The sequence below is a fragment of the Duganella paludis genome (genome assembly GCF_054461335.1).
The window spans coordinates 6,597,515-6,622,004 of the sequence record NZ_CM136922.1 but is presented as its reverse complement, the minus strand read 5'-3'; the positions used below and the strand labels follow the sequence as shown (position 1 = coordinate 6,622,004).

21 protein-coding genes are annotated in these 24,490 nt (G+C 64.3%); 14 read left to right on the top strand and 7 right to left on the bottom strand.

What is annotated here, in order from left to right:
• The 9 genes from ACXZ1M_RS29120 (at window position 1) to ACXZ1M_RS29080 (ending at window position 12,962) form a co-directional block, all read left to right on the top strand.
• Window positions 1-2,088 (top strand): bifunctional rhamnulose-1-phosphate aldolase/short-chain dehydrogenase, encoded by a 2,088-nt coding sequence (locus ACXZ1M_RS29120; protein WP_459051077.1) that lies wholly within the window; start codon window positions 1-3, stop codon window positions 2,086-2,088.
• A gap of 9 nt (window positions 2,089-2,097) precedes the next feature.
• On the top strand, window positions 2,098-3,387 hold the full coding sequence (rhaI, locus tag ACXZ1M_RS29115; RefSeq protein ID WP_459051076.1) for an L-rhamnose catabolism isomerase: 1,290 nt from the start codon (window positions 2,098-2,100) through the stop codon (window positions 3,385-3,387).
• Between the two features lie 5 nt (window positions 3,388-3,392).
• On the top strand, window positions 3,393-4,757 hold the full coding sequence (locus ACXZ1M_RS29110; RefSeq protein ID WP_459051075.1) for an FGGY-family carbohydrate kinase: 1,365 nt from the start codon (window positions 3,393-3,395) through the stop codon (window positions 4,755-4,757).
• A gap of 12 nt (window positions 4,758-4,769) precedes the next feature.
• Window positions 4,770-5,906, top strand: coding sequence for an alpha-hydroxy acid oxidase (locus ACXZ1M_RS29105; protein WP_459051074.1), 1,137 nt, complete (start codon window positions 4,770-4,772; stop codon window positions 5,904-5,906).
• A gap of 1 nt (window position 5,907) precedes the next feature.
• A complete protein-coding gene (gene tpiA / locus ACXZ1M_RS29100) occupies window positions 5,908-6,648 on the top strand; it encodes a triose-phosphate isomerase (RefSeq protein ID WP_459051073.1) in 741 nt (246 codons plus the stop codon).
• Between the two features lie 119 nt (window positions 6,649-6,767).
• Window positions 6,768-7,523, top strand: a complete 756-nt coding sequence (locus ACXZ1M_RS29095; RefSeq protein WP_459051072.1) for a DeoR/GlpR family DNA-binding transcription regulator — start codon at window positions 6,768-6,770, stop codon at window positions 7,521-7,523.
• 11 nt (window positions 7,524-7,534) lie between these two features.
• Complete coding sequence (locus ACXZ1M_RS29090) at window positions 7,535-9,184, top strand: alpha-L-rhamnosidase-related protein (RefSeq protein ID WP_459051071.1); 1,650 nt, start codon at window positions 7,535-7,537, stop codon at window positions 9,182-9,184.
• Entirely contained in the window at window positions 9,181-10,437 is a 1,257-nt protein-coding gene (locus ACXZ1M_RS29085) for an MFS transporter (protein ID WP_459051070.1), read from the top strand. The genes ACXZ1M_RS29090 and ACXZ1M_RS29085 overlap by 4 nt, the downstream gene beginning before the upstream one ends.
• Before the next feature lie 23 nt (window positions 10,438-10,460).
• Entirely contained in the window at window positions 10,461-12,962 is a 2,502-nt protein-coding gene (locus tag ACXZ1M_RS29080; RefSeq protein ID WP_459051069.1) for a beta-glucosidase family protein, read from the top strand.
• Between the two features lie 129 nt (window positions 12,963-13,091).
• Here the strand turns inward: ACXZ1M_RS29080 and ACXZ1M_RS29075 are convergent, their stop codons facing one another.
• Together ACXZ1M_RS29075 and ACXZ1M_RS29070 are read right to left on the bottom strand one after the other, a co-directional pair.
• Window positions 13,092-14,021 carry a PDR/VanB family oxidoreductase gene (locus tag ACXZ1M_RS29075; RefSeq protein WP_459051068.1) on the bottom strand — a complete coding sequence of 310 codons (930 nt, stop codon included), beginning with the start codon at window positions 14,019-14,021 and terminating at the stop codon, window positions 13,092-13,094.
• Window positions 14,018-15,052: a Rieske 2Fe-2S domain-containing protein gene (locus tag ACXZ1M_RS29070; protein ID WP_459051067.1), complete on the bottom strand. Its 1,035-nt coding sequence runs from the start codon at window positions 15,050-15,052 to the stop codon at window positions 14,018-14,020. The genes ACXZ1M_RS29075 and ACXZ1M_RS29070 overlap by 4 nt, the downstream gene beginning before the upstream one ends.
• Window positions 15,053-15,152: 100 nt before the next feature.
• Here ACXZ1M_RS29070 and ACXZ1M_RS29065 point away from each other — a divergent pair, with 100 nt between their 5' ends.
• Window positions 15,153-15,770, top strand: a complete 618-nt coding sequence (locus tag ACXZ1M_RS29065) for a TetR/AcrR family transcriptional regulator (RefSeq protein WP_459051066.1) — start codon at window positions 15,153-15,155, stop codon at window positions 15,768-15,770.
• Here ACXZ1M_RS29065 and ACXZ1M_RS29060 read toward each other — a convergent pair.
• Window positions 15,724-16,611 (bottom strand): helix-turn-helix domain-containing protein, encoded by an 888-nt coding sequence (locus ACXZ1M_RS29060; protein WP_459051065.1) that lies wholly within the window; start codon window positions 16,609-16,611, stop codon window positions 15,724-15,726. The two genes, ACXZ1M_RS29065 and ACXZ1M_RS29060, sit on opposite strands and share 47 nt — an antisense overlap.
• A gap of 119 nt (window positions 16,612-16,730) precedes the next feature.
• On the opposite strand from ACXZ1M_RS29060, the gene ACXZ1M_RS29055 reads away from it, so the two are divergent.
• Complete coding sequence (locus tag ACXZ1M_RS29055) at window positions 16,731-17,900, top strand: 4-hydroxybenzoate 3-monooxygenase (protein ID WP_459051064.1); 1,170 nt, start codon at window positions 16,731-16,733, stop codon at window positions 17,898-17,900.
• Here the strand turns inward: ACXZ1M_RS29055 and pcaCD are convergent.
• Genes pcaCD through pcaH form a run of 4 tightly spaced genes read right to left on the bottom strand, consistent with a single transcriptional unit; the run spans window position 17,897 to window position 21,580 of the window.
• Window positions 17,897-19,159 (bottom strand): bifunctional 4-carboxymuconolactone decarboxylase/3-oxoadipate enol-lactonase PcaCD, encoded by a 1,263-nt coding sequence (gene pcaCD / locus ACXZ1M_RS29050; protein WP_459051063.1) that lies wholly within the window; start codon window positions 19,157-19,159, stop codon window positions 17,897-17,899. The two genes, ACXZ1M_RS29055 and pcaCD, sit on opposite strands and share 4 nt — an antisense overlap.
• The gene (pcaB, locus tag ACXZ1M_RS29045; protein ID WP_459051062.1) at window positions 19,156-20,367 is read right to left on the bottom strand and encodes a 3-carboxy-cis,cis-muconate cycloisomerase; all 1,212 of its coding nucleotides are present in this window, start codon (window positions 20,365-20,367) and stop codon (window positions 19,156-19,158) included. The genes pcaCD and pcaB overlap by 4 nt, the downstream gene beginning before the upstream one ends.
• 9 nt (window positions 20,368-20,376) lie before the next feature.
• A complete protein-coding gene (locus ACXZ1M_RS29040) occupies window positions 20,377-20,877 on the bottom strand; it encodes a peptidase associated/transthyretin-like domain-containing protein (protein WP_459051061.1) in 501 nt (166 codons plus the stop codon).
• Between the two features lie 10 nt (window positions 20,878-20,887).
• Window positions 20,888-21,580 (bottom strand): protocatechuate 3,4-dioxygenase subunit beta, encoded by a 693-nt coding sequence (gene pcaH, locus ACXZ1M_RS29035; protein WP_459051060.1) that lies wholly within the window; start codon window positions 21,578-21,580, stop codon window positions 20,888-20,890.
• A 130-nt stretch (window positions 21,581-21,710) separates the two neighbouring features.
• Between pcaH and ACXZ1M_RS29030 the strand changes: the two genes are divergently transcribed.
• The 3 genes from ACXZ1M_RS29030 to ACXZ1M_RS29020 all read left to right on the top strand — a co-directional run bounded on the left by ACXZ1M_RS29030 (window position 21,711) and on the right by ACXZ1M_RS29020 (window position 24,486).
• A complete protein-coding gene (locus ACXZ1M_RS29030) occupies window positions 21,711-22,490 on the top strand; it encodes an IclR family transcriptional regulator domain-containing protein (protein WP_459051059.1) in 780 nt (259 codons plus the stop codon).
• A gap of 236 nt (window positions 22,491-22,726) precedes the next feature.
• Window positions 22,727-23,821: a sialidase family protein gene (locus tag ACXZ1M_RS29025; protein WP_459051058.1), complete on the top strand. Its 1,095-nt coding sequence runs from the start codon at window positions 22,727-22,729 to the stop codon at window positions 23,819-23,821.
• Window positions 23,818-24,486 carry a hypothetical protein gene (locus ACXZ1M_RS29020; RefSeq protein ID WP_459051057.1) on the top strand — a complete coding sequence of 223 codons (669 nt, stop codon included), beginning with the start codon at window positions 23,818-23,820 and terminating at the stop codon, window positions 24,484-24,486. Before ACXZ1M_RS29025 ends, ACXZ1M_RS29020 begins: the two co-directional genes overlap by 4 nt.
• Window positions 24,487-24,490 lie beyond the last annotated feature (4 nt).

The window sequence follows — 24,490 nt, the reverse complement described above, 5'->3', positions numbered from 1 at the left end:
GTGATCCCATTTCCGACCTGGAACGATGAAACAACCGCTGGCATGAGCGAGCCGGAACTGCTGCTGTACCGCTCCAACCTGCTGGGTTCCGACCTGCGCATCACCAACTACGGCGGCGGCAACACGGCCGCCAAGGTGACGCTGCCGGACCCGGTGACCAAGGAACCCACACAGGTATTGATGGTGAAAGGCTCCGGCGGCGACCTGGGATCGATGAAGATGGACGGCTTCTCCACGCTGTATATGGACAAGCTGAATGGCTTGAAAAAGCTGTATCGCGGCGCCGAGCATGAAGACGAGATGGTGGCCTACCTGCCGCACTGCACCTTCAACCTGAATCCGCGCGCGGCCAGCATCGACACGCCGCTGCACGCCTACCTGCCGTTCCGTCACACGGACCACATGCACCCGGACGCGCTGATCGCCGTCGCCGCCACCGCCAACAGCGAGCAACTGACGCGCGAGATCTTCGGCGGTGAACTGGGCTGGATGCCATGGCGCCGTCCGGGCTATGAACTGGGCTTGCAGCTGGAAGCCTACACTAAGGCCAATCCCGGCATACGCGGCTTGATCCTGGCCGGCCACGGCCTGTTCACCTGGGGCGACACCGCCCGCAGCTGCTACGAAAATACCGTGGCCGTGATCGAGAAAGCCTCCGCATGGTTGGCGGCCAAAAGCGCCGGCCGTTCGGCCTTCGGCGGCGAGAAGACCGCCAGCCTGGCCGAAGCCGATGCCGACGCGGTATTGGGGCGCGTGCTGCCGGTGCTGCGCGGCCTGGCCTCGGCCAACGGCGTCTATAAGCTGGCGCACGTCGACCTCAGCGCGGTGGTGCGGCAGTTCGTCAATTCGCAGGACCTGGAGCCGCTGGCGGCGCTGGGCACCTCGTGCCCGGACCACTTCCTGCGCACCAAGATCCGCCCGGCCGTGGTGCCGCCTTCGGTATGGTCGCTGGACGAGGCGGAACTGCGCCCGGCGCTGGAGCAATTGCTGGCCGACTACCGCGCCGATTACACGGCCTATTACGAGCGCTGCAAGCGTGACAACAGCCCTGCGGCGCGCGACGCCAACCCGGTGGTGTTCCTGCTGCCGCAGATCGGCATGGTCACGCTGGCCAAGGACAAAGCCACCGCGCGCATCGCCGGTGAGTTCTACGTCAACGCCATCAACGTGATGCGCGACGCCAACCTGGCCGACAAATATGTCGGCCTGCCGGAACAGGAAGCCTTCGATATCGAATACTGGTTGCTGGAGGAAGCCAAGCTGCAACGCATGCCGGCGCCGAAGGCCCTGGCGGGCAAGATCGCGCTGGTGACCGGCGGCGCCGGCGGCATCGGCCGCGCCATCGCGGAGCGCTATCTGAAGGAGGGCGCTTGCGTGGCGGTGGTCGATATCGACGCCAAGGCGCTGGAACAGACCAGCGCCGAACTGGCGAAGAAATACGGCAAGGACGTGGTGCATGGCGCCGTCTGCGACGTAACGCAGGAGGAATCGGTGCGCCTGGCGCTGCGCAGCACCGCGCTGGCGTTCGGCGGCGTCGACCTGCTGGTATCGAATGCCGGCATCGCTTCTTCGGCGCCGATCGAAGACACCAGCCTGGAACTGTGGAACCGCAATCAGGCGATCCTCGCCACGGGCTACTTCCTGGTTGGCCGTGAATCCTTCCGCACCATGAAGGCGCAAGGCGTGGGCGGCGCAATGGTCTTCATCGCCAGCAAAAACGGCCTGGTGGCGTCCAACCAGGCGGCCGCTTACTGCGCCGCCAAGGCGGCCGAGATCCATCTGTCGCGCTGCTTCGCGCTGGAAGGCGCGCCGCTGGGCATCCGCTCCAACGTGGTCAATCCGGACGCGGTGATACGCGGTTCGCGCATCTGGTCCGGCGACTGGAGCAAGGAACGCGCACAGGCCAACAAGATCGAGGAAGACGACCTGGAAGAGTTCTACCGCCAGCGCTCCATGCTGAAGCGCAGCGTGCTACCGGAGGATATCGCCGAAGGCGCCTACTTCTTCGCGGCCGAACACCTGTCCGGCAAATCCACCGGCAACATCCTCAACGTGGATGGCGGCAATCTGATGGCATTCACACGCTAAGGCAAGACCATGACTTTAATTACCACCTCTGTAGTAGAAGCGAGCAATGCGGCGCTGGCGCAAGCCGTGCGCGAGGACTATGCGGCGCTGGGCCAGCAACTGGCCCGCCGCAATCTGGATATCGATGTGATCAAGGCGCAGGCGGGCACGTTCGCCGTGGCGCTCCCCAGCTGGGGTGTCGGTACGGGCGGTACGCGTTTTGCCCGCTTCGCCGGCGTCGGCGAGCCGCGCAATGTGTTCGACAAGATCGCCGATTGCGGCGTGGTGCATCAACTGACACGCGCCACGCCGACGGTGTCGCCGCATCTGCCTTGGGACAAGGCCACCGATTACCGCGAACTGCGCGAGCATGCCGCCAGCTTCGGGCTGGGCTTCGATTGCGTCAATTCGAACACCTTCCAGGACCAGCCGGGCCAGCCGCTGTCGTACAAATTCGGCAGCTTGAGCCACGCCGATGCGGCCACGCGCCAGCAGGCCATCGAACACAATATCGAATGCATCGAGATCGGCAAACAGCTCGGCTCCAAGGCGTTGACGGTATGGGTGGGCGACGGCTCCAACCTGCCGGGCCAGAGCAATTTCACGCGTAGCTTCGAGCGTTACCTGGAAAGCTGCCGCAAGATCTACGCGGCCCTGCCGGGCGATTGGAACGTCTTCCTCGAACATAAAATGTTCGAGCCGGCGTTCTACTCGACGGTGTTGCAGGACTGGGGCAGCAGCTTCCTGGCGGCCAGCACGCTGGGCGACAAGGCGCGCTGCCTGGTCGACCTGGGCCACCATGCGCCGAACGTGAACATCGAGATGATCGTGGCGCGGCTGGTGCAGTTCGGGAAGCTGGCCGGTTTCCACTTCAATGACAGCAAGTACGGCGACGATGATCTGGACAGCGGTTCGATCAATCCTTATCAGCTGTTCCTGATCTTCAATGAGCTGGTGGATGCGGCGGCGCGCGGCGCGGCCAATTTCGAACCGGCCTACATGCTGGACCAGTCGCACAACGTGACCGATCCGATTGAAAGCCTGATGAACAGCGCCATGGAAGTACAGCGCGCCTACACGCAGGCCTTGCTGGTGGACCGCAACGCGCTGCAGCAGTTCCAGGACGGGAACGATGCGCTGTCGGCTACGCGCAAGCTGAAGCAGGCCTACACCACCGACGTCGCGCCTATCCTTGCCATGCTGCGGCTGGAACGCGGTGCGGCCATCGATCCTATCGCCGCCTATCGTGCGGACGGCTATCGCGCCCGCGTGGGGGCGGAACGTCCCGCAGTGCGCAGCTCCGGCGGCGGCATCGTCTGACAGGCATGGTCGAGGTTTATATTGTTCTTGATATTGGCAAAACCAATATCAAGCTGACGGCGCTCGACGATGGCGCGCGCGTGCTGGCGGAGGCGCGTTGCGCCAACACGGCGGTGAACCTGCCGCCATATCGCCAGCATGATGTGGAGCGGATCTGGCACTGGCTGCTGGAGACGCTGGGCGCCTGGGCCGGGCGGTTCGATGTACGCGCCATCGTGCCGGTGACGCATGGCGCAACGGCCGCGCTGGTCGGCGCCGGCGGCCTTGCCTTGCCGGTGCTGGACTACGAAGCGGATCTGCCGGATTCCGGCTATCAGGCCGTGCGTCCGTCGTTTGCCGATACCTGCTCGCCCGCGCTGCCGGCCGGCCTGAATCTGGGCCGCCAGCTGCACCGGCAGCAGCAAGCGCATGGCGACAGTTTTCAGCACGCGCGCCACATCCTGATGTATCCACAATACTGGGCTTGGCGTCTGAGCGGTATCGCCGCCGGCGAGCTGACTTCGCTGGGCTGCCATACGGATCTATGGCAGCCGCACGCACGCCAGTATTCCTCGCTGGTGAGCGCCATGGGCTGGGCGCCGCTCATGCCGCCGTTGCAGCCAGCCGGCGCGGTGCTGGGCGTGCTGTTGCCGGAACTGGCGCAACAGACCGGCATACGTGCGGACTGTCGCATCATCTGCGGCATCCACGACAGCAACGCTTCGCTGCTGCGCCATCTCGATGGCGGCAGGAAGACCGTGCTGTCGACCGGCACCTGGGTGATCGCCGCCGCCATCAACGCACCGCCGCAAACCCTGAACGAAAGCCTGGACATGCTGGCCAACGTCAGCGCGCACGGCACGCCGGTATCCTGCATGCGCTTCATGGGCGGCCGCGAGTTCTCGATGCTGACCGGCGCCGAACAGCAGGTGTGCAAGATCGCCGACCTTGTCCACATCATCGCGCGTGGCACGCTTGCCACGCCGAGCTTCGCCGCCATCGGCGGGCCGTTCGCCGGCCAGCAAGGCCGCTTGCGCGGTCCGCAGCCGCGCACCGCGCCGGAGCGCTACGCACTGGCCACCCTGTACTGCGCGCTGATGACCGACTATTGTCTCGCGCAGCTGGACCCGGATGCACCGGTGGTGGTGGAGGGCAGCTTCACCGCCAATCCCTATTTCGCCGGCGTGCTGGCGGCGCTGCGTCCCGGCCGGGAGGTCACCGTCTCGGAAGACGCCAGCGGCACCACCTCGGGCGGCTGGATGCTGGCGACCGGCAAAGCATTGCCGGCCGCGCCGGAACTCCGGCCGGCAAGCGCGCTGCACCTGCCCGGGCTGGACAACTACGGCCGGCATTGGCGGGCCATCTGCGCCGCGCCTCCCGCAACCCTGTAAGGAAACACACCAATGACAGTCATCACCTGCGTTGAAGACTTGCGACTGCTGGCGCAGCGGCGCGTGCCGCGCATGTTTTACGATTACGCCGATTCCGGTTCCTGGACCGAGTCAACCTACCGCGCCAACAGCGACGATTTCGCAGCCATCAAGCTGCGCCAGCGCGTTGCGGTCAACCTGGAAAATCGCACGCTGGCTTCCACCATGGCCGGACAGGCGGTCAGCATGCCGGTGGCGCTGGCGCCGACCGGTCTCACGGGGATGCAGCACGCAGATGGCGAAATCCTGGCCGCGCGCGCCGCCGAAAAAGCCGGCGTGCCATTCACGCTGTCCACCTTGTCCATCTGCTCGATCGAGGACGTGGCGGCGCATACCAGCGCGCCGTTCTGGATGCAGCTCTACGTCATGAAGGACCGCGACTTCATCCACCGCCTGATCGACCGCGCCAAGGCGGCCAACTGTTCCGCGCTGGTGCTGACGCTGGACCTGCAAATCCTCGGCCAGCGCCACAAGGACATCCGTAACGGCCTTTCGGCGCCGCCGAAGCTGACCATCCCCAACATCCTGAACCTGATGACCAAGCCGCGCTGGTGCGCCGGCATGCTGGGTACGTCGCGGCGCGGCTTCGGCAACGTGGTGGGCCATGCCAAGGGCGTGTCGGACATGTCGTCGCTGTCGGCATGGACTTCGCAGCAGTTCGATCCGGCCTTGTCCTGGGACGATGTCCAGTGGATCAAGCAGCGCTGGGGCGGCAAGTTGATCATCAAAGGGATCATGGATGAGGAGGATGCGCGCCTGGCCGTCGACAGCGGCGCCGACGCGTTGATCGTTTCCAATCACGGCGGCCGCCAGTTGGATGGTGCACCGTCGAGCATCGCGGCGCTGCCGGGCATTGTGGAGGCGGTGGGCAAGCAGATTGAAATTCATATGGATGGCGGCGTGCGTTCGGGCCAGGATGTCATCAAGGCGTTGGCGCTTGGCGCGCAAGGCGTCTATATCGGCCGCGCATTTCTGTATGGCCTGGGCGCCGGCGGTGAGCAGGGTGTCAGCACCTGCCTTGAACTGATCCGCAAGGAGTTGGACCTGACCATGGCATTTTGCGGCCTGCGCGACGTGCGCCGAGTCGACCGTTCTATTCTGCGAGGCTGACATGCTCATCGTCGGCAATTGGAAAATGAATGGCGACCTGGCCGCCAACACGCGCTTGCTGGACGGCTTGCTCGAGGTAGGCGAGCCGCCGTGCGAGATGGCGGTGTGCGCGCCGCACGTGTACCTGTCGCCATGCGCGCGACTGCTGGAGGGCAGCGGCATCGCGCTTGGCGCGCAGGATGTGTCGCAGCACGCGGGCGGCGCCTATACGGGCGAAGTATCGGCCGGCATGCTGGCCGATATCGGCTGCCATTATGTGATTGTGGGGCATTCCGAACGCAGGGCCGGCTATGGCGAATCGCACGCGCAGATCGCCGCCAAGTTGCGGCGCGCGTGGGATGCCGGCCTCACGCCCATCCTTTGCATCGGCGAGACGCTGGCCGAACACCAGGCGGGCCGCAAGCGCGCCGTGCTGCGGGAGCAACTGCGTGGCGCGCTCCCGGACGTCCTGACCGATGCCGCGCAACCGCTGGTGCTGGCCTATGAGCCGGTATGGGCCATCGGCAGCGGGCTGGCCGCCGCGCCGGATGTGGTGCAGGAGGTGCACCGGTTCCTGCGTGACGAACTGTCTTCGCTGGGTGCACCGCGCACGCCCATCCTCTACGGCGGCAGCATGAAGCCGGAAACGGCCAGCGCACTTTTGGCCTTGCCGGACGTCGACGGTGGGCTGGTCGGCGGCGCCTCCCTGAGCGCACGTGACTTCATAGCGATCGCCAATGCGGCCAAACAATCATCCGCATGATTCTTTCGTATTAATACGTTTACGTGACGTTAATGAATAGGTATATTGCATTAACAAATATTAATAATGACCAGAGCAAGGAGGAGACAGCAATGGATCATCAAGACCGGCATAAACGGATGCTGAAACTGATTAGCGAGCGCGGTTCCGCCACGGTGCCGCAGTTGGTGGACTGGCTGGGTGTATCGATCGCCACGGTGCGGCGCGACCTGCGCCTGCTGGACGCCGCCCAGCACCTGCGCCGCACGCGCGGCGGTGCGCGCCGGCTGGAATCGAAAGGCTCGCCGCGCCTGAAAAGCATGTCCTTTCACGGCAACCTGCACCTGAATGTGGAGCGCAAGCGCGCCATCGCCCGCCGCGCGGTTGAAATGTGCGCCGATGGCGACACGGTGCTGATCGGCGGCGGCACCACCACGTTCCAGATGGTGGACTTCATGGCGTACCGGCGCATCCGCGTGATGACCAATTCCTTCGAACTGGCACGCCACGCGCTGGCCAGCAGCGACAACGAAGTGATACTGGCAGGCGGCAAGATCTATCCGGAGCAGGGCGTCATCCTCAGTCCCTTCGAAGGCGAGGATATGCGCTACTGCTACGCCAACCACCTGTTCATGGGCGTGCACTGCATGTCGTCGCTGGGCATGATGGAAGCCGATCCCCTGTTGATACAGGCCGGCCACCGCCTCATGCCGCAAGCGCAGCAAGTCACCGTGCTCGCCGACTCGTCCAAGTTCGCCAACAAGGGCGGCATGTTCCTGTGTGCGCTCGAAAAAATCGCCTGCGTCATCACCGACACCGCCGCGCCCGACGCCGGCGTGCAAATGCTGGAGCGCGCGGGAGTGCGGGTGCTGGTCGTCGCGCCGCATATCAATTAATAGAGGAGTACATGAAACCAAGCCCAGAAGAAATCGCGCGCGCCAACGCTATCGAGGAAGCGAAGCGGATCAATCTGCCGGCCGGCGAACCGGTGCCGGCGTTCCTGCAAAAAGCGCAGGCCCTGATCCCCGCCTTGGTCGAGCGCCGGCTGACGGTGCGCTCGCTGGTCGAAGCCCAGCCGCGCCCGGACCTGCCGCTGCGCTTCGCCATGCGGGCGTTGGCCGATGGCGCCGAATTTCCGCAAAGCGAGTGGCGTGAGGGAGATGCGTTCATCGTCGATTTTGGCGAGCACCTGGCGGGTTATCTGTCGTTTCGCGTCAGCCCGACCGGCAGCGTGGCCGATAGCCCGATCCGCCTGCGGCTGACTTTCGGCGAAGTGCCGACCGATGTCGCCGAGCCGCTGTATCCCTACCATGGCTGGGTGAGTGCGGCCTGGCTGCCGGATGAAGTGATCACCATCGACGACCTGCCGTCGGACTGCCACCTGCCGCGCCGCCACGCTTTCCGCTACGTGAAGGTGGAAGTGCTGGCCGCCTCGCGCCGCTTCGGCGTGCGCTTCGAGCAAATGACCGCGCATGCCGTCACCTCGGCCGCCACCGTGCCGCCGCCACTGCCGGACGGCTACCCGGAATGGATACGCCGCGTGGATGAAGTATCTCAGCACACCCTGCGCGACTGCCTGCAAACCTGCTTCGAGGACGGCCCGCGCCGCGACCGCCGCCTGTGGGTAGGCGACCTGCGCCTGCAAGCACTGGCCAACTACGCCACCTTCGGCGCCAACGACGTCGTCAAGCGCTGCCTGTACCTGTTTGCCGGGCTGCCGCGTTCCGATGGCCTGGTCAACGGCTGCGTCTACGAGCGGCCGGTGCCTACCTATGCCGATACCACAACGCTCGATTACGCCGCCTTGTACTGCGTGACCCTGCAGGAATACGTCGCCGCCACCGGCGACTTGGAATGCGGCCGCGACCTGTGGCCGGTCGCACGCCGCCAGATCGACTGCCTGCTGGCCCGCCTGGACGATAGCCTGATGTTCCATGACAGCGGCGAAACCTGGTGCTTCATCGACTGGGCCTTTGGCCTAGACAAGAGCGCCGCCACGCACGCGGTCATCGTCTTCGCGCTGCGCCGCATGGTGACGCTGGCCGGCGCGCTGGGCCACTCCTCGGAGATAACCCACTACCAGCCGTTGATCGAGAAAATGTGCGCCGCCGCGCGCGAACAGCTGTTCGACGCCGGCCGTGGCGTCTACACCAGCGGCCCGGCGCATCAGGTGTCTTGCGCCACCCAGGCGTGGATGGTGCTGGCCGGGATACCGGAAAACACCGCCGTTGCGCAAGCCGCGCTGCGCAACGCGCTGGCCGATCCGGCCGCCATCCGTCCGATCACGCCCTATGTCTACCACTACCTGGCGGAAGCGATGCTGGCCTGCGGCATGCAGGACGAAGCCCTGCAACTGGTGCGCTCTTATTGGGGCGCCATGCTGGATGCAGGCGCGGACACCTTCTGGGAAGCCTTCGATCCGCTGGACCCACTGACGTCGCCGTACGGCGACATCCACGCCAACAGCTACTGCCATGCGTGGAGCTGTTCGCCGACCTGGCTGTTCCGCGACTGCGGATTGGGCGCACCGGGCGATAATAACTTGGAGACCGCATGAAAGACGTAACGATCACGGAAACGCGGCTCAGCGAGTTGCCGCGCTCCGCCTGGCGCGTGGCCATTTTGGCCGGCATGGCGTCCTACCTGGACGCCGGCGCCATCATCACCAGCGGCGGTGCGCTGGTGCTGTACAAGGAATACTTCGGCCTGACGCTGACGCAGATCGGCCAGCTGTCCGCCGTGCTCACCGGCCTGTTCGCCATCGGCGCCCTGGTCGGCGGGCGTCTCGGCGACCGTTATGGCCGCCGCAAGGTATTCACCGTCACCATGATCGGCCTGGCCGCCGGCACGGCGATGCTGACCTTCGCACCCAGCGTGGCGATGCTGTACGCGGGGACGGCGGTGGTGGGCTTCTGCATCGGCGCCGACCTGCCGGTCTCCATGGCCATGATCGCGGAAGAAGCGCCGCCCGGCTACAAGGGTAGGCTTATCGCCTTCTCGCACGTGCTGTGGATGGCCGCCATCTGCGCCGCCTTCGTGATGCAGGTGCTGGTGGGCGACATGGGCGTGACCGGTGGCCGCATCATGTGGGCGCACATCCTGCTGGTGACGTTGCTGGTGCTGGCGCTGCGTTCGACCCTGCCGGAGTCCCAGGAATGGACCAGGGCGCACGCCCGCCGCAGTAATACGATCGGCAGCGACGACGCGCCAGCCACCGAAGGCCTGCGGCAGCTGTTCAGCCGCCGCTATATCGGTCCCTGTATCGCGCTGTCGCTGTTCTACGGCGTGTTCAATCTGGCGGCAAATACCGGCGGCCAGTTCGGCACCTTGCTGTACACCGAACTGGCGCAGACCTCCGTATCGGTGGCCGGCATGATCAACACCGTGCAGTTCGGGATCTCCTTCTGTTGCGCGGTGCTGTTCATGCGCACCGTGGACCTGCCTTCGCGCATGACATGGTTCCTGCTGGGCGGCCTGCTGGTGATCGCGGGGCAGATTGTGCCCGTGGTATTCGGCGTGAACGTGGTATCGCTGGCCGCATGGCAGATCCTGCAAGGCGTGGGCGGCGCGTTCGCCGGCGAATCGATGTGGAAGGTGTGGAGCCAGGAGCTGTTCCCGACCTTGCTGCGCTCGACCGCGCAAGGCGCGGCAACCTTCTTTACCCGCATGTTGGCCGCCGTCTGCGCGCTCGGCACTCCGTATTTGATCCAGAGCGGTCCTTCAACGCTCTTCATCACATTGACTTTGGCGGTGACATTCACCACCGCCCTGGGCTGGCTGTATATCCGCAGGCTACCTGCGGTACATTAATCATACTAACAAGGAGCGAGACAATGAAGATCAAACAAAGCCTGCGCCGCAGCGCCCTGATGGGAATCTGCGCGGCGGGCATGGCGCAAGCGGCCGATGTGGGCGCCGGAGCTGCCGCTCAGCCGTGGCGCGATGCCACGCAAACGCCGGATGTGCGTGCAGCGCAGCTGCTCAAGGCCATGACGCTGGAGCAGAAAGTAGCGCTGGTCAATGCCACCGATCCCGCCGAATATGCGCCGCTTGCTCCACTGGGCATTCCGCCGTTGACCCGAGTGGATGCTTCGTCCGGCCTGCGCGGCGATCGTGGCGTGACGGCGTTTCCGGTGCCGCTGCAACTGGGCGCCACTTTCGATACCGAGCTGGCGGCCGAATACGGCAAGGCCATCGCGCAGGAAGCGCGCGGCAAGGGCTGGAACGTGATCCTCGGGCCGACGGTGGACGTGGCGCGCGACGGCCTGACCGGCCGCCTGACCGAATCCTTTGGCGAAGACCCGCTGGTCAACGCGCAGATGGGCACCGCCGTAGCCGCCGCCATGCAGGGGCAGGGCGTGATCGCCATGGCCAAGCATTACACGTCCTACCAAACGGAACGCGAACGCCTGACCATGGGCGTGGAAGTATCGCAGCGCGCACTGCGCGAGGTTTACAACCTGCCGTTCTACTATCTGGTCGAGAAGGCGCAAATCGGTTCGCTGATGGGTTCTTATCCTCAGGTGAACGGGAAATTCATGCTGGAGAACGCAGAGCTGATCGCCCACATCAAGCAGCACGGCTTCAAGGGCTACATGGCGACCGACTTCATGGGTGGAAAAGACGGCGTGGCGCAGATCAACGCCGGCATCGATTCATGGTCGCTGCAGCCATTCTTGCGCCAGCCGGCAGCCCTGCGCGATGGCCGCGTGCCGGCCGCGCGCCTGGATGACGCGGTGCGCCGCACGCTGTGGACGGTGTTCTCGACCGGCGTCTTTGATAGCCCTGTGACCGGAACCCCGGCGGCCGTGGTCACCACGCCCGCGCACCAGGCCCTGGCGCTCAAGGTGGCGCAAAGCGGCACGGTGTTGCTGAAGAACGAAGGCGGCGTGCTGCCGCTGAAGCGGAGCGGCCAGATCGCGGTCATCGGCCCGGCGGGCAAGGAAACCGTCACCGGCGTGATGTGGTCCAGCTTTGTCGATCCCGGCCAGTTCACGCCGCCGGTCGATGCGATCGCCGCTACGGCCAACGGCGCCAAGGTGGTGTATGCACAAGGCTCGCTGGGCGACATCGTGCTGCCGGACTTCGCGGCGGATGCGGGCATGTTCTCGCCGCCGGTCAGCCTGACCACGCCGGACGGCAAGCCTGGCTGGCAGGCGCAATACTACGCCACGGAAGACTTCAGCGGCGCCGTCGTTCGCCAGGACATCGTGCGTGAGATCGACGTCAAGGTGAAGCCGGATATGACGCTTCCGGCCAAATGGTCGGCGAAGTGGTCGGCCGATTACACGCCGATGGCCGATGGCCTGGTGCGCCTGGCCGCCTCGCTCAGCGGTGTGGTCAAGGTCACGGTGGACGGCAAGACCGTGATCGACGGCCTGCGTTCGACGGCGGAGGGCTTCCCCGGTTCCGGCCCGTTGACCTATCCGCTGCAAGGCGCGGTACAACTGGCGGCTGGACGCAAGGTGCGCATCGAAGTCGAATACGCGACGCGTGGTTCCTTCACCGGCGCCCGCATGCAGCTCGGCTGGCAGCCAGCATCGCAGATCGCCGAAGCGGCGGCATTGGCCGCCAAGTCCGATGTGGCGGTGGTGTTCGTCAACCAGGCCACCGGCGAGGAAATGGATCGCGACAGCTACGCGCTGCCAGCCGATCAGGACGCGCTGGTGGAAGCGGTGGCTGCCGCCAACCCGAACACGGTGGTGGTGCTCAACACCGGCGGCGCCGTCAAAATGCCTTGGCTGTCGAAAGTCAAAGGCGTGGTGCAGATGTGGTATCCGGGCGCCGCCGCCGGCACCGGTATTGCCAGCGTGCTGTTTGGCGACGCCGAGCCGGGCGGCCGCCTGCCGGTCTCCTTCCTGGCTGACGAAAGCCAGGGCGTGCGTCCCTATCGCGGTGGTGGCGTCATACGCTATGACGAAGGCGTGATGGTCGGCTACCGCTATCTGCAACAGCAGAACCAGAAGCCGCTGTTCCCGTTCGGTTACGGCTTGTCGTATTCGACCTACAGCTACAGCGACATGGTGGTGCGCACCTCGCCGCGCGGCGACGAGGCGGCGCAGGTATCGGTGAAGGTGAAGAACACCGGACCGCGCGCCGGCTCCACCGTGGTACAGGTCTACAACGGCCAGGCGCCGGCGGTAAAGCTGGTTGGCTACGCCCGCGTACAGCTGGGGCAGGGCGAGGAACGCGTGGTGACGGTGCCGGTCGAGCGTCGCCTGCTGTCGACCTGGGACGAGAAAGGGTCGCAGTGGATTGCACCGAAAGGCAAGGTCACCTTCAAGGTCGGGCCGAACAGCGCCGACCTGCCGTTGACCAAAGACGCGCAGTTCTAACGTCAGAGAAATCCACCAAGGACAGCGATTTCTCCGAGCGCCAAGTCGCCGCCGGCTGGAGTGGTTCTTCCAGCCTGGCGTGAAGTTGACTTCCGCCATGTGTCAGACGGCCACGTGGTCAGCGCGACCCTACAGATCGAGTACCAGCAGCCGGGTAAGCGATCGCGAACAACACGGCGTGAGCTGGTCGTTTCGCGCCTTTTCCTCGTCGCTGAAGTAGACGTCGCGGTGATCCGGGATGCCGTCGAGTACACCGGTGATGCAGGTTCCGCATACGCCCTGTTCGCAGGAGACGGGAATCACCACGCCATGCCCGGCCAGAGCCTGCACGATGCTCTCGCCGGTGGCGACGGCATACGTCTTGCCGCTACTGGCAATGCGTACCTCGAAAGCTGCATCGCCCCCTATCCCTGCCTGCGTATTGCCGAAGTATTCGCGGTGCAGGGCTTCGGGCGGCCAGTTCCTGGACATGACAAATTCGATAAAGCCGGCCGGCCCGCAGACGTAGATGTGCGTGCCGGGCGGCGCCGCTGCCAACACCGCGTTCAGGTCGAATTTCCTTTCAGAGTCAAAATGCATGTGCACCCGTTCCTTGTAGGGCGACGAGCGTATCCGCTCGCGGAACGCGGCGTGATCGGGCGAGCGGCTACAGTAGTGCATCTCAAATTGCGCGCCATTGCTCGCCAAATGCTCGGCCATGCTGATGATAGGTGTGACGCCGATGCCGCCTGCAAGCAGCAGGTAGTTTTCCGCCGCCTGCAATGGAAAGTGATTCCGGGGCTCGCTGATGCGGATGATCTGTCCCTCCACAAAATCCTCGTGAACCGCCGTCGAGCCACCGCGTGAGCGCGCATCGCGCAGCACGGCGATCTGGTAGCGGTGCCGCTCCTGCGGGTGATTGCACAGAGAGTACTGGCGTACCAGGCCGGGACGAATTTCCACATCGATGTGCGCGCCGGCCGAAAACGCCGGAAGCGCGCCGCCGTCAACCGGCGCGAGATCGAAGCCGGCGATGTCCTGCGCCTCCAGGCGCCGGCAAATCACCCTCACGTTCATCATGCAGCGGTCTCCTGCTCGATCATTTTATCCAACACGCGGCGCGCCCGTATCGCACCGCCATCGCCCGCCAGCAATACCGGCTTGAGCGACCAGAAATCGGCATCGCCCATCATTTGCTGCTGCGCTTCCAGCATGGGCAGGTCTTCATGAGTGAATGGGATGCTCAGTCCTTGCACCTGTTCCTCGGCGACCTGCATGCCGAATTCGCCCAACGCTTTCGGCATGCAGAAAGCGAACCAATAATGGGTGGACGTCTCGGTTTCCGGGGTGAAGAGGTGCGGCAGCGGGAATGACTTGCCTTCTTCCCTTGGCCGACCGGTGGCTACCGCTCCCGCATCAAGCAGCATATTGGCCGGAGCGTTCCAGCGCACGTCGACCCAGCGGTCGACCGGCAGGCCGTTGGGGAAGCCCATGTTGGTGTAAAGGTAGTCCGGCATGATTTCCGCCACTGTCTGGCGATTGGAATACACCGTGTTTCCGTCCTGCCTGACACTAGTAATGGCATCCGACACGGTGCTGCTGCCCAGCGTACCCGGATGCAGGTACTGGATATGGCTCAGGTCCATGATGTTGTCCGTCTCCAGCACGTAGTTGGCTTTGGCGTGCAGGTAGCGTTTTCCGACATAGAAATGGTCTGGATCCATGCAGGAGAAATCCGGAATTAGCTGTTGATCGGCCATGTCGGCATCGCCCATCCAGATCCAGATGGCGCTGTACTTCTCTGCCACCGGATAGCTTTTGACCGAAGCCGCAGCCGGGATCTTGCCGTCGCCATGCGGATTGCCCATGCATTTGCCGCTGCCGTTGAACTGCAAACCGTGGTACGGGCACTGCACGCCGTTGGCTACGCGCTTGCCCATGTGGAGCGGGGCGAACCGATGCGGGCACCGGTTCGAAATCGCCTGCACCACGCCGTCGTCGTCACGGAAAAATAGTACAGATTCATTCAACAGGGTACGCTGAAACAACGCGTCGACCGGGATCTCGTTGTCCCATGCAGCGACGTACCACGCATTGCGCAGATATGCCATGAAAGTCTCCTTTTGATTATTTGATTGATGTAAGCGGAGCATACATTAAGCAAATGATGGCACAATTGCGCTTATTTGCAAACGGATTTCTACGGGATTTATGGCTACAGAACGCACGTATCACCATGGAGACCTGCGGGCTTCGCTACTCGCCAGCGCGCTGACGGTGGTGGAAGCCGAAGGGTATGAAGCAGTGTCGCTGCGCGGATTGGCGGAGCAGTTGGGCGTGTCGCGCGGTGCGCCGTACCGTCATTATCCGGAGCGCGACAAGTTGCTGGCCGAGTTGGCGGAAGTGGGCTTCAACCGCCTGAACGAGTTTGCGCAGCAGACTTCTGCCAAGGCGCGCGATCCGGTTGCGAGCCTTGTTGGAGCGGCACAACAGTTCCTGCAATTCGTTGATGAGCATCCGCAGCTGTTTCGTCTCATGTACGAATCCGGGCTATTGCAGCGCATCGACGATTTCCCCAGCCTCGCGCAAGCGCAAAGCAGTGTGTATGAACGGATCGCCGCCATGTACGCGGCGGCGGCCGGTGCGAAGAACAAGAATGTGCAAGCGAGGGTGATTGCGTTCTGGTCGACGATCTTCGGCTACGCCAAGATCCGCCAGTCGTCGCTGCTACAGCCGTACATGACGCGTGATCTCTCGGCCAAAGAGATCGAGAAGGAAGTGATCAGGGCCGCGATTGGGCCTGACCTGGCCGGTGGCGGAAGTGTTTAGGCGTTGCGCCTATGCGCTTCTTGAACAGGCGGCTGAAGTAGGCCGGGTCCTGGAAGCCTAGTTCGTAGGCGATGCTCGCAATGCTGGCCGGCAGATAGGTCAGCTTGCGGCAGGCTTCCAGCATCAGGCGGTCCTGCGTCAGGTCGAAGGCCGACTGGCCGGAGAGCTTGAGGCATAGCCGGTTCAGGCGCGTGGGCGTCACGCGCAGCGCTTCGGCGTACTGGCCGACCTGCCATTGTTCCTTGTAGTGCTGTTCCACTTCGGCGCGGAAGCGGCTGAAGAGTTCAAAGTCGCTGCGGCCGGATTGATCGGCCAGCGTGTTCTCCGCTTGCGCGCGCACCAGCAGCAGCAGGGCGCTGCGCGCCAGCCATTCCAGCATCAGCGTGTGGCCGTATTCCGGCCATGCCGCTTCCATGCTCAGGTTCTCCAGCAGCGCCACCAGCCGCTGATGTATCTTATCCAGACCGATCGCCAGCGGCTGCACGAACAGCGGCGAATACAGGTCGCCCTGGCCGTGGGCCGCCGAGAAAATCACGTTCTGGTCGACTGTCAGCACGTAGCCGTGCGCCTCGGGCGAGAAGTCGAAGCCGTGGATCACCGACGGGTGGATGGTGATGGCGACCGGGCCGCTGCGCTGCCAGACGGCATCGCCGATGTTGGCGCGGACTTCGCCGCCGAGTAGAAAAAGTACCTGAAACAGTCCAGGATGCGTGTGGTTGTCGATGTGCCAGTCGTACAGCCGGCTGCGCGTCTCGATCAGCTCTATGTGGACGAACTCCGCATTGGCGTTGCGGGTCTGTTCGCCGTACAGGGCGAATTGCGGGATATCGGTGGTCGGCATGGTGGGATGGTGTAAAGTGGTCTGTCAAAATAGTACAAGTTTTAGCATTTTTCATCCATGTTTTTTGCGCGCCATCGGGGCTACGATGACGTCATACCTACACAACACTGGAGATAAACATGCGTACTCAAGTCGCCATCATCGGCGCCGGTCCTGCGGGCCTGCTGCTGTCCCATCTGCTGCATTTGCAGGGCATTACCTCGGTCGTACTGGATACGCGCTCGCGTGCCGACATCGAGGCCACCATACGCGCCGGCGTGCTGGAACAAGGCACCATGGATGTGCTGAGCGCAGCCGGCGTCGGTGATCGCATGTGCAAGGAAGGCGCGCTGCATCATGGTTTCGAGCTGGCTTTCGGCGGCAAGCGCCATCGCATCGATTTGTTGGGATTGACGGGCAAGTCGATTACCGTCTATCCGCAGCACGAGGTGCTGAAGGATTTGATCGCTGCGCGGCTGGCGGCGCAAGGGCAGATTCTGTTTGAATTGAGCGATGTGGCCTTGCATGAGGTGTCCAGCACCACACCGTATGTCACGTTCACTCACGGCGGCGAGGCGTCGCGCATTGATGCGGATTTCATCGCCGGTTGCGATGGTTACCACGGCGTTTCGCGTCCATCGATGCCGGATCAGGCCAAGCGCCAGGATTATCAGAAGATTTATCCGTTCGGCTGGTTCGGGATTCTGGTGGAGTCGGCGCCGTCGTCGGAAGAGCTGATCTACGCGCAGCATGATCGCGGTTTTGCGCTGGTCAGCACCCGTTCGCCGACGGTGCAACGGCTGTACTTCCAGTGCGATCCGAAGGATAACGTCGATAACTGGTCGGATGACCGTATCTGGGCCGAGCTGCATGGGCGGTTGGAGAACCACGACGGCTGGAAGCTCAAGGAGGGCAAGATCTTCCAAAAGAACATTATCGGCATGAGGAGTTTTGTGTCGACGCCGATGCAGGCCGGGCGTTTGTTCCTGGCTGGTGACGCGGCGCACATTGTGCCACCGACCGGGGCTAAGGGTTTGAATCTGGCGGTGTCGGATGTGAAGGTGCTGGCGCAGGGGCTGGAGCAGTTCTATCGTAGTGGTAGCGAAACGCTGTTGCAGGGTTACGGCGAACAGGCCTTGAAGCGCATCTGGCGTGCGGAGTGCTTCTCGTGGACCATGACGCGTTTGCTGCATACCTTCGCCGACCACACCCCGTTCGAACGCGAGATGCAGCGCGCGGAACTGGAAAACATCGTCAACTCGCCAGCGCTGGCGACAGCGCTGGCCGAAAACTACGTCGGCGCGTTCTAAACCTGCGCCAGGAACTCCTGCACCAGTGCCGCGAATGCCGATGGCTGTTCGATGGCGCTGATGTGGGAGGCTTGCGGTATCACCCGCAGTTGTGCGCGTGGTAGTTGTTTGGCCAGTTCTTCGGCCATCGCCGGCGGCGTGCCTGCATCCAGTTCGCCCGCGATCACCAGCACCGGCACGCCGATGCCCGGCAGGCGCGCAGTCGTGTTGACGCCGCCCACCGCCGCGCAGCAGGCCACATAACCTTCCGTGTCGGTGCTCAGCAGCCGGCGGCGGAAGCGTTCCACCGTGGCCCGTTTCTCGTTGCGGAAGCCTTCGTGGAAGTAGCGCCCCATCACGGCTTCGGCAATCGCCTCGATGCCGCCTTCACGCACGGTTGCGATGCGCTGTTCCCACATCGCCTGCGCCGCCGGTGGATAGGACGAGGTGGTATTGGCCAGGACCAGCGCCGACACCAGCGCCGGATGGCGCAAGGCCAGCTCCTGGCCCACCATGCCGCCCATCGACAAACCTATCCACGTCACCGGACCTGAATCCAGCTCGCGCAGCAGACGCGCGGCGTCGTCGGCCAGATCGGCCATGGCGTATGGGCCGGCCGGCGCGTCCGAACTGCCATGCCCGCGATGGTCGTAGGCGATGACGCGGCTGTCTTCCGACAGCAGATTGGCCAGTTGATCCCACATGGTCAAGTCGCAGCCCAGCGCGTGGCTCAACACCACGGTGCGGCGCGGCGTCTTGCCGTTGCGCGGCTCGCGCAAGCTGTAGTGCAGCGCCGTCAGGCCGGCCGTGCGGCCTTCGCGGCCGATGCCGGGATGCGCGGTGGCGCCGGGAGCCAGTGACTCAAGCTCGTAGCCGATCTGCGGACCGACTTCGCGCAGGATCGCCAGCGCGTGGGTGAAGGCCGTATTCGCGGCCGGCACGCCGGCGTAGATGGCCGACTGGATCAGCACTTCCTTCAATTCGTCCGGCGTCAGGCGGTTGCTGTCTTCGCCCAGCAGCGCGGCGCGCACGTGCAGGTCGTATTCCTCCCAGCGTCCCAGCGCGATGGTGATGGACAGGACGATGGCGCGGCGGGTCTTTTGCTCCAGGCCCGGCCGGCCCCAGATCTCGTTCCACGCAAAACGCGTGATCAGGTTCTGGAATTCGGCATTGAAGTTGTTGGCGTTGTTCAGCGAACGCTCCACCCAGGCGTCGCCGAGGATGGCGCGGCGGTTGTGCAGGCCGCGTTCGAAATCGTGGTCGATGGGATCGTAGCTCATGTTGGTGTCGAGAGATGTGTGATGTCCGCGCGCAGTTGGCGCAGTTGTTGTTCGGCCAGGCGCTGGGCGGGCCGGGCGAGTTGCGCCGCATCCTTGTCGGCGCCTGGGTACATCAGTTCCTTGAAATCGCCGATATTGCGCAGCATGCGCGCGCTGTCGACCTGCAGACCGGCGAAAGCTTCGTTCAGCGCGGACAGGGAGCCGTGAGCGCTGAGGAATAGCGACGGCCATTCCGCCAATTCCGCCTGCCAGTTGCCCAGGCCACGTTCATGCTGCTGGCTCATCGCCGCCAGCAGCGCGGCGGCGTGCTGCGGTGTGCGTGCTGCGGCGGCCAGCGCGATCATGGACGATACCGGATTGCGCTTGTGCGCCATGGCCGACGAACCGCCACGGCCTTCGCCGGACGGTTCCGCCAGTTCGGCGATTTCGCCTTGCGCCATCAGGCTCAGGTCCGTGGCGATCTTGCCCAGGCTACCGGACAGCAGCGCGACTTCGAGGCCGAGGCGCACCCACTCGTCGCGCTGCGTGTGCCAGGCGGCGTCCGGCGCGCGCAGGCCGAGGATGGCGGCCATGTGTTCCGCCACTGCCGGGCCTTGTTCGCCCATCACATCGAGCGTACCGACCGCGCCGCCCAGTTGCAACTGCAGCGCGCGAGCGGACGCATCGCGCAGGCGCGCGCGTGCGCGGACCAGCGGCGCCAGCCAGCCGGCCATCTTGAAGCCCAGCGAGGTGATTTGCGCCGGTTGCATCAGCGTTCGCGCCAGCACTGGCGTGGCGACGTGCTGCTCCGCCAGTTGCAGCAGGCGGCCGGTGAGGTCGTGCAGGCCGTCGTCCAACAGCTGCACGGCTTCGCGCGTGGCCAGCACCATGGCGGTGTCGATCACGTCCTGGCTGGTGCCGCCGAAATGGACCTTGGCGGCGGCCGGCTTGTCGCTGGCGGCCACGGTCTCTTTCAACGCCTTCACCAACGGAATGGCGAGGCTGCCGGCGCGGCGGCTGGCGATAATCAGCGCTTGCACGTCGTAGTGCTGCACGTCGCAGGCGTCGGCGATGGTTTGCGCGGTGGCTTGCGGCAGCAGGCCGACATCGGCCTGCGCTTGCGCCAGCGCTTGTTCGAAGCGCAGCATGGATTGCATGATCGCGGCATCGTCGAATACCGCGATCATGTCGCTGCTGGTGAGGAAGCTGTCGAAAATCGATACGCTCATATATCCTGGTTACTCATAGTCGAAGAACACGGTCTCGCGTTCGCCCTGCATGTGGATGTCCCAGCGGTAGCTGCCGTCGGCGTTGCGCTCGGCCAGCAGCGTGGCGCGGCGCGCGGATGGTACCTGGTCCAGTATAGCGGACTGCGACAGGCCGGCGTCGTCGGCCAGGAACACGGCGGTGAACTGGTGCTTCACCAGGCCGCGCGCGAAAACGGTGATGTAGGCCACCGGCTCGCCCGGCACCTGCTCGCACTTCGAGAGCTGGAAGCGGAAGCCGCCGTCCTCGCCGCTCGGCACGCGGCGGAAGCCTGGGATCTCCTGCGCCGACTCGGCATCGGCGGCGGCGGGCTGCCACGATTCGATCTGGGCGTCGTTGATCGGCACACCGGCGCCATCGTAGATGATGCCGCTGATGGTGATGGCGCCGGCGGCGGTGTTCAAGTCGGTCGCCCACTTCCATGCTTCATGCGAGAACGGGCCGATGGTTTGCGAAGTAGTGATATTGCTCATGCGTGTCTCCTCAGATGCCGAAAGGCGTGGCGTCGCGGCCGCGCAGGACGATGTCGAACTCATAGCCCAGCATCTGGTCGCTCACGGTCTGCTCAAGGCTGAAGCGCGAGATCAGGCGCTGGCGCGCGGCCAGGTCTGGAATGCTCTGGAAGATCGGGTCGTAGTCGAACAGCGGATCGCCGGGGAAGTACATCTGCGTCACCAGGCGCTGCGCGTACACATTCCCGAACAGCGAGAAGTGGATGTGCGCCGGGCGCCAAGCCTTGTCGTGATTGCCCCAAGGGTAAGGACCGGGTTTGATGGTGACGAGTCGATAGCGGCCGTCGTCGTCGGTCATCATCTTGCCCCAGCCGTTGAAGTTGGGATCGAGCGGCGCGTCGTGCTGGTCCTTCTTGTGGCGATAGCGGCCGGCGGCGTTGCACTGCCAGACCTCCAGCAGCGAATTGCGCACCGGTTTGCCGTCTTCATCGACGATGCGGCCGGTGACGACGATTTTCTCGCCGATCGGCTCGGCGTCGCCGTGGACGGTCAGGTCGGCGTCGTTGGGCAGCAGGATGCGCGACGAAGGGGCGATGTTTTGCGATACGGGCACTGGCGCGTCGAGGCGCAGCAGTGGCTGGCGCGGGCCGCGATGGGTGGTCGATTTATAGGGTGGATAAACCAGTTCCGGATACACACCGGGGGCGATGGCGTCGAATTTCACAGCTAGTCTCCTCTGATTGAATGTAATGATGGTACGAAGCGGGCGCAAAGCGGGCAAGATGGTCGCGCCGTGGTATATTCGCTATACGCACATATTGTGCGCATAACGCACAAAATCACATTTATTTGGCATGGATACCGAAGACCAACTCATTGTGCCTGCGCCGCGCGACCTGGTCGCCGGCCTGGAAAAAGGCCTGCAGGTCATCGCCACCTTCGACCAGGAGCGCAGCCGGCTGAGTATCGCCGAGGTGGCCGCGCGCACCGGACTGACGCGGGCGGCGGCGCGGCGTTACCTGATCACGCTGACCCACCTCGGCTACATGCGCCACGAAAACAAGCTGTTCTCGCTGACGCCGATGGTGTTGCGACTTGGGCAATCCTACCTGCACTCCGCGCGCCTGCCGCGTCTGGCGCAGCCGCTGCTGTACCGGCTGGCGTATGCGCAGGGGGAGGCGGCCTCGGTCGGTGTGCTCGATCATGACCAACTGGTATGCGTGGCTGCGGTCAGCGCCGGGCAACTGGTGTCGGTTACCTTGCAGCCGGGCACCCGCGTGCCGGCCTGGTGCACGGCCAACGGCCGCATGCTGCTGGGCAGCCTGCCGCCGGCGCAGCTGGACAGTTATCTGGAGAGGGTGCAGCTGGAGCCGATCACCGAGCACAGCATCATCGACAAAAAGCGCCTGGCCGAAGCCATCCACCGTGCCCGCAGCCAGGGCTACGCCTTGGTCGACCAAGAACTGGAGCTCGGACTGCGCACCATGTCCGTCCCGCTCAAGAACTTCCGTGGCGAAGTGGTGGCCGCGATGAACATCAGCGTGCACGCCGGCCGCATGACGCTGGAACAAATGGTCGACCGCTGCCTGCCGGCGCTGCTCAAGATACAAGTCGAGCTCAACGCAATGTTGTGAACTTATAAATTTGGGGTCAGCTCTGTCATTTGGACATTGCGGAACTTTTGCGCCCTCAATAAGTTCCCGAATGTCCAAATGACAGAGCTGACCCCGAAGTAGAGTTTTTCCTGTAGGATATCGTCTTCCTCCGACTGGGGGCGGTGATGTTTGGAGACGGAATGGGAGTTTTGCGCCCACCAAGGCAACGGCCAGCCAAGCTGGTTGTCGTAGCGTGTATTCTTGTAGTTGCAACCGTGGTGGCCTCGGAGGCGTGGCGCTGGTCGCGCTCGTCGTCGCATCACGCCAAGCCGGCCAGCATCAGCACCGCCAAGCCGGTGCCGGTCACTTTGACCGAGATGTCCCGCACTATTATTCCTATGCCCAAGGGCGTGCCGTCCGCGCATGCCAGCGCGCTGGCGCAGCTGCCGCACGGCGATCTGATTTCCTTCTGGTGGGCCGGTAGCCGCGAAAGCGGCCCCGATGTCCAGGTCTATGCTTCGCGCTGGTCCGACGGCAAGTGGAGCGATAACTGGGTGGTCGCCAGCCGCGAGTCGCTCGGCAAGGCGCTCGGCCACGGCGTGCGCCGCATCGGCAATCCCGTCGCCTGGACCGCCGCCGACGGTACCGTGCACCTGTACGTGGTGGCGACAGGCCTTGGCGGCTGGGCCGCTTCGCGCGTGGTGCAGCTGGAGTCCCACGATCAAGGCAAGAACTTCAAGGTGCGCCGCGTGCTGCCGATGTCGCCCGTGTTTAATACCAGCGTCTTGGTGCGTTCGACCCCGGTCGGCCTGGCCGACGGCGGCTGGTGGCTGCCCGTGTATTTCGAGATCGGCCACAAATACCCGATGCTGGTGTCCTTCGACGCCCACGGCGATCCGCAGCGCCTGAGCCGCATCGGCGTGCGTACCCGCTCGCTGCAGCCTACCCTGGTGCCGGTGTCGCCCACCGAGATCCGCGCCTGGATGCGCGACGCGAACAAGGACCATTCGATGGTCCAGCAGGCCGTCAGCCACGATGCCGGCGCCACCTGGGAAGACCTGGGCCCGACCGCGATCCGCAATCTCGGCACCTCGCTGGCCGTGCTGCGCCTCGATAGCGGCAGCCTGCTGATGCTGGCCAACCAGGGTACCAGCCGCAAGACCGCGCGCAGCACGCTGTCGCTGTCGATTTCGGCCGACGGCCAGACCTGGACGCCGCTCACCGACATCATCGCCGGCCAGCCGGGCGACGAGTTTTCGTATCCCGCCATGTTCCAGGTGGGCGACGAGCTGCACATCACTTATACCCATCAGCGGCAGGCCATCGCGCATCACCGTCTGAAAATCCACGACGGAAAAGACCTGTTATGAGTTTGCCCGATCTTGAACTGCAAATCTGGTATGCGCGCATCGCCTGGGGCCTGGTCGCGGCGTCGATCGTGCTGTCGGTGCTGCCAACGCTACTGCCTAGAATCTTCCCGCAACTGGCGCGGCGCACCAAGGCCATCGTCATCGCCACTGTGGCGGTGATGATGCTGCTGCCCGGCGCGGCGTCGCCTGCGTACTGGCTCACGCTGGTGTTCCAGTATCCTAGCGGCCTGCTGACCGGTTACAGCCTGGTGGCGCTGGCGGCGCGCTGGCGTGAACGGCCAGTGATCTTTTCGCTCAATCCCGTCTTCGCGCTGCTGCTGACCCTCGCCGGCGCGCTGCTGTACCTGGACGCATTCGGCGTGCTGGCGCTGGAAATGTATTATCGCGGTTTCGATTCCGGCGCCGTTGCGCTGCTCAGTTGCGCCGCCGCTGCGGTTGCCGCCATCGCCGTGTTCTTCCGCTATGCCGGCGCCGCCGGTGCGGCCCTGTTGACCAGCGTGCTGCTGTTCTCCGTGCTGCGCCTGCCGACCGGGAATCTGTGGGACGCCGTGCTCGATCCGCTGTTGTGGGCCTGGGCTTTCGGTTCGGTGATCGTGGCCGGGATGCGCATCTACGCGGCGCGCAAGGCGGCGCGGCCGCAGGCCGTCGCGGCGCCCAGCTGGTAGAGTA

Excerpts from the sequence above, each read along its gene's own strand:
- rhaI (WP_459051076.1), top strand. The coding sequence starts at position 2,098 with ATGACTTTAATTACCACCTCTGTAGTAGAAGCGAGCAATGCGGCGCTG.
- ACXZ1M_RS29110 (WP_459051075.1), top strand. The coding sequence starts at position 3,393 with ATGGTCGAGGTTTATATTGTTCTTGATATTGGCAAAACCAATATCAAG.
- ACXZ1M_RS29105 (WP_459051074.1), top strand. The coding sequence starts at position 4,770 with ATGACAGTCATCACCTGCGTTGAAGACTTGCGACTGCTGGCGCAGCGG.
- tpiA (WP_459051073.1), top strand. The coding sequence starts at position 5,908 with ATGCTCATCGTCGGCAATTGGAAAATGAATGGCGACCTGGCCGCCAAC.
- ACXZ1M_RS29095 (WP_459051072.1), top strand. The coding sequence starts at position 6,768 with ATGCTGAAACTGATTAGCGAGCGCGGTTCCGCCACGGTGCCGCAGTTG.
- ACXZ1M_RS29090 (WP_459051071.1), top strand. The coding sequence starts at position 7,535 with ATGAAACCAAGCCCAGAAGAAATCGCGCGCGCCAACGCTATCGAGGAA.
- ACXZ1M_RS29085 (WP_459051070.1), top strand. The coding sequence starts at position 9,181 with ATGAAAGACGTAACGATCACGGAAACGCGGCTCAGCGAGTTGCCGCGC.
- ACXZ1M_RS29080 (WP_459051069.1), top strand. The coding sequence starts at position 10,461 with ATGAAGATCAAACAAAGCCTGCGCCGCAGCGCCCTGATGGGAATCTGC.
- ACXZ1M_RS29075 (WP_459051068.1), bottom strand. The coding sequence starts at position 14,021 with ATGATGAACGTGAGGGTGATTTGCCGGCGCCTGGAGGCGCAGGACATC.
- ACXZ1M_RS29070 (WP_459051067.1), bottom strand. The coding sequence starts at position 15,052 with ATGGCATATCTGCGCAATGCGTGGTACGTCGCTGCATGGGACAACGAG.
- ACXZ1M_RS29065 (WP_459051066.1), top strand. The coding sequence starts at position 15,153 with ATGGCTACAGAACGCACGTATCACCATGGAGACCTGCGGGCTTCGCTA.
- ACXZ1M_RS29060 (WP_459051065.1), bottom strand. The coding sequence starts at position 16,611 with ATGCCGACCACCGATATCCCGCAATTCGCCCTGTACGGCGAACAGACC.
- ACXZ1M_RS29055 (WP_459051064.1), top strand. The coding sequence starts at position 16,731 with ATGCGTACTCAAGTCGCCATCATCGGCGCCGGTCCTGCGGGCCTGCTG.
- pcaCD (WP_459051063.1), bottom strand. The coding sequence starts at position 19,159 with ATGAGCTACGATCCCATCGACCACGATTTCGAACGCGGCCTGCACAAC.
- pcaB (WP_459051062.1), bottom strand. The coding sequence starts at position 20,367 with ATGAGCGTATCGATTTTCGACAGCTTCCTCACCAGCAGCGACATGATC.
- ACXZ1M_RS29040 (WP_459051061.1), bottom strand. The coding sequence starts at position 20,877 with ATGAGCAATATCACTACTTCGCAAACCATCGGCCCGTTCTCGCATGAA.
- ACXZ1M_RS29030 (WP_459051059.1), top strand. The coding sequence starts at position 21,711 with ATGGATACCGAAGACCAACTCATTGTGCCTGCGCCGCGCGACCTGGTC.
- ACXZ1M_RS29020 (WP_459051057.1), top strand. The coding sequence starts at position 23,818 with ATGAGTTTGCCCGATCTTGAACTGCAAATCTGGTATGCGCGCATCGCC.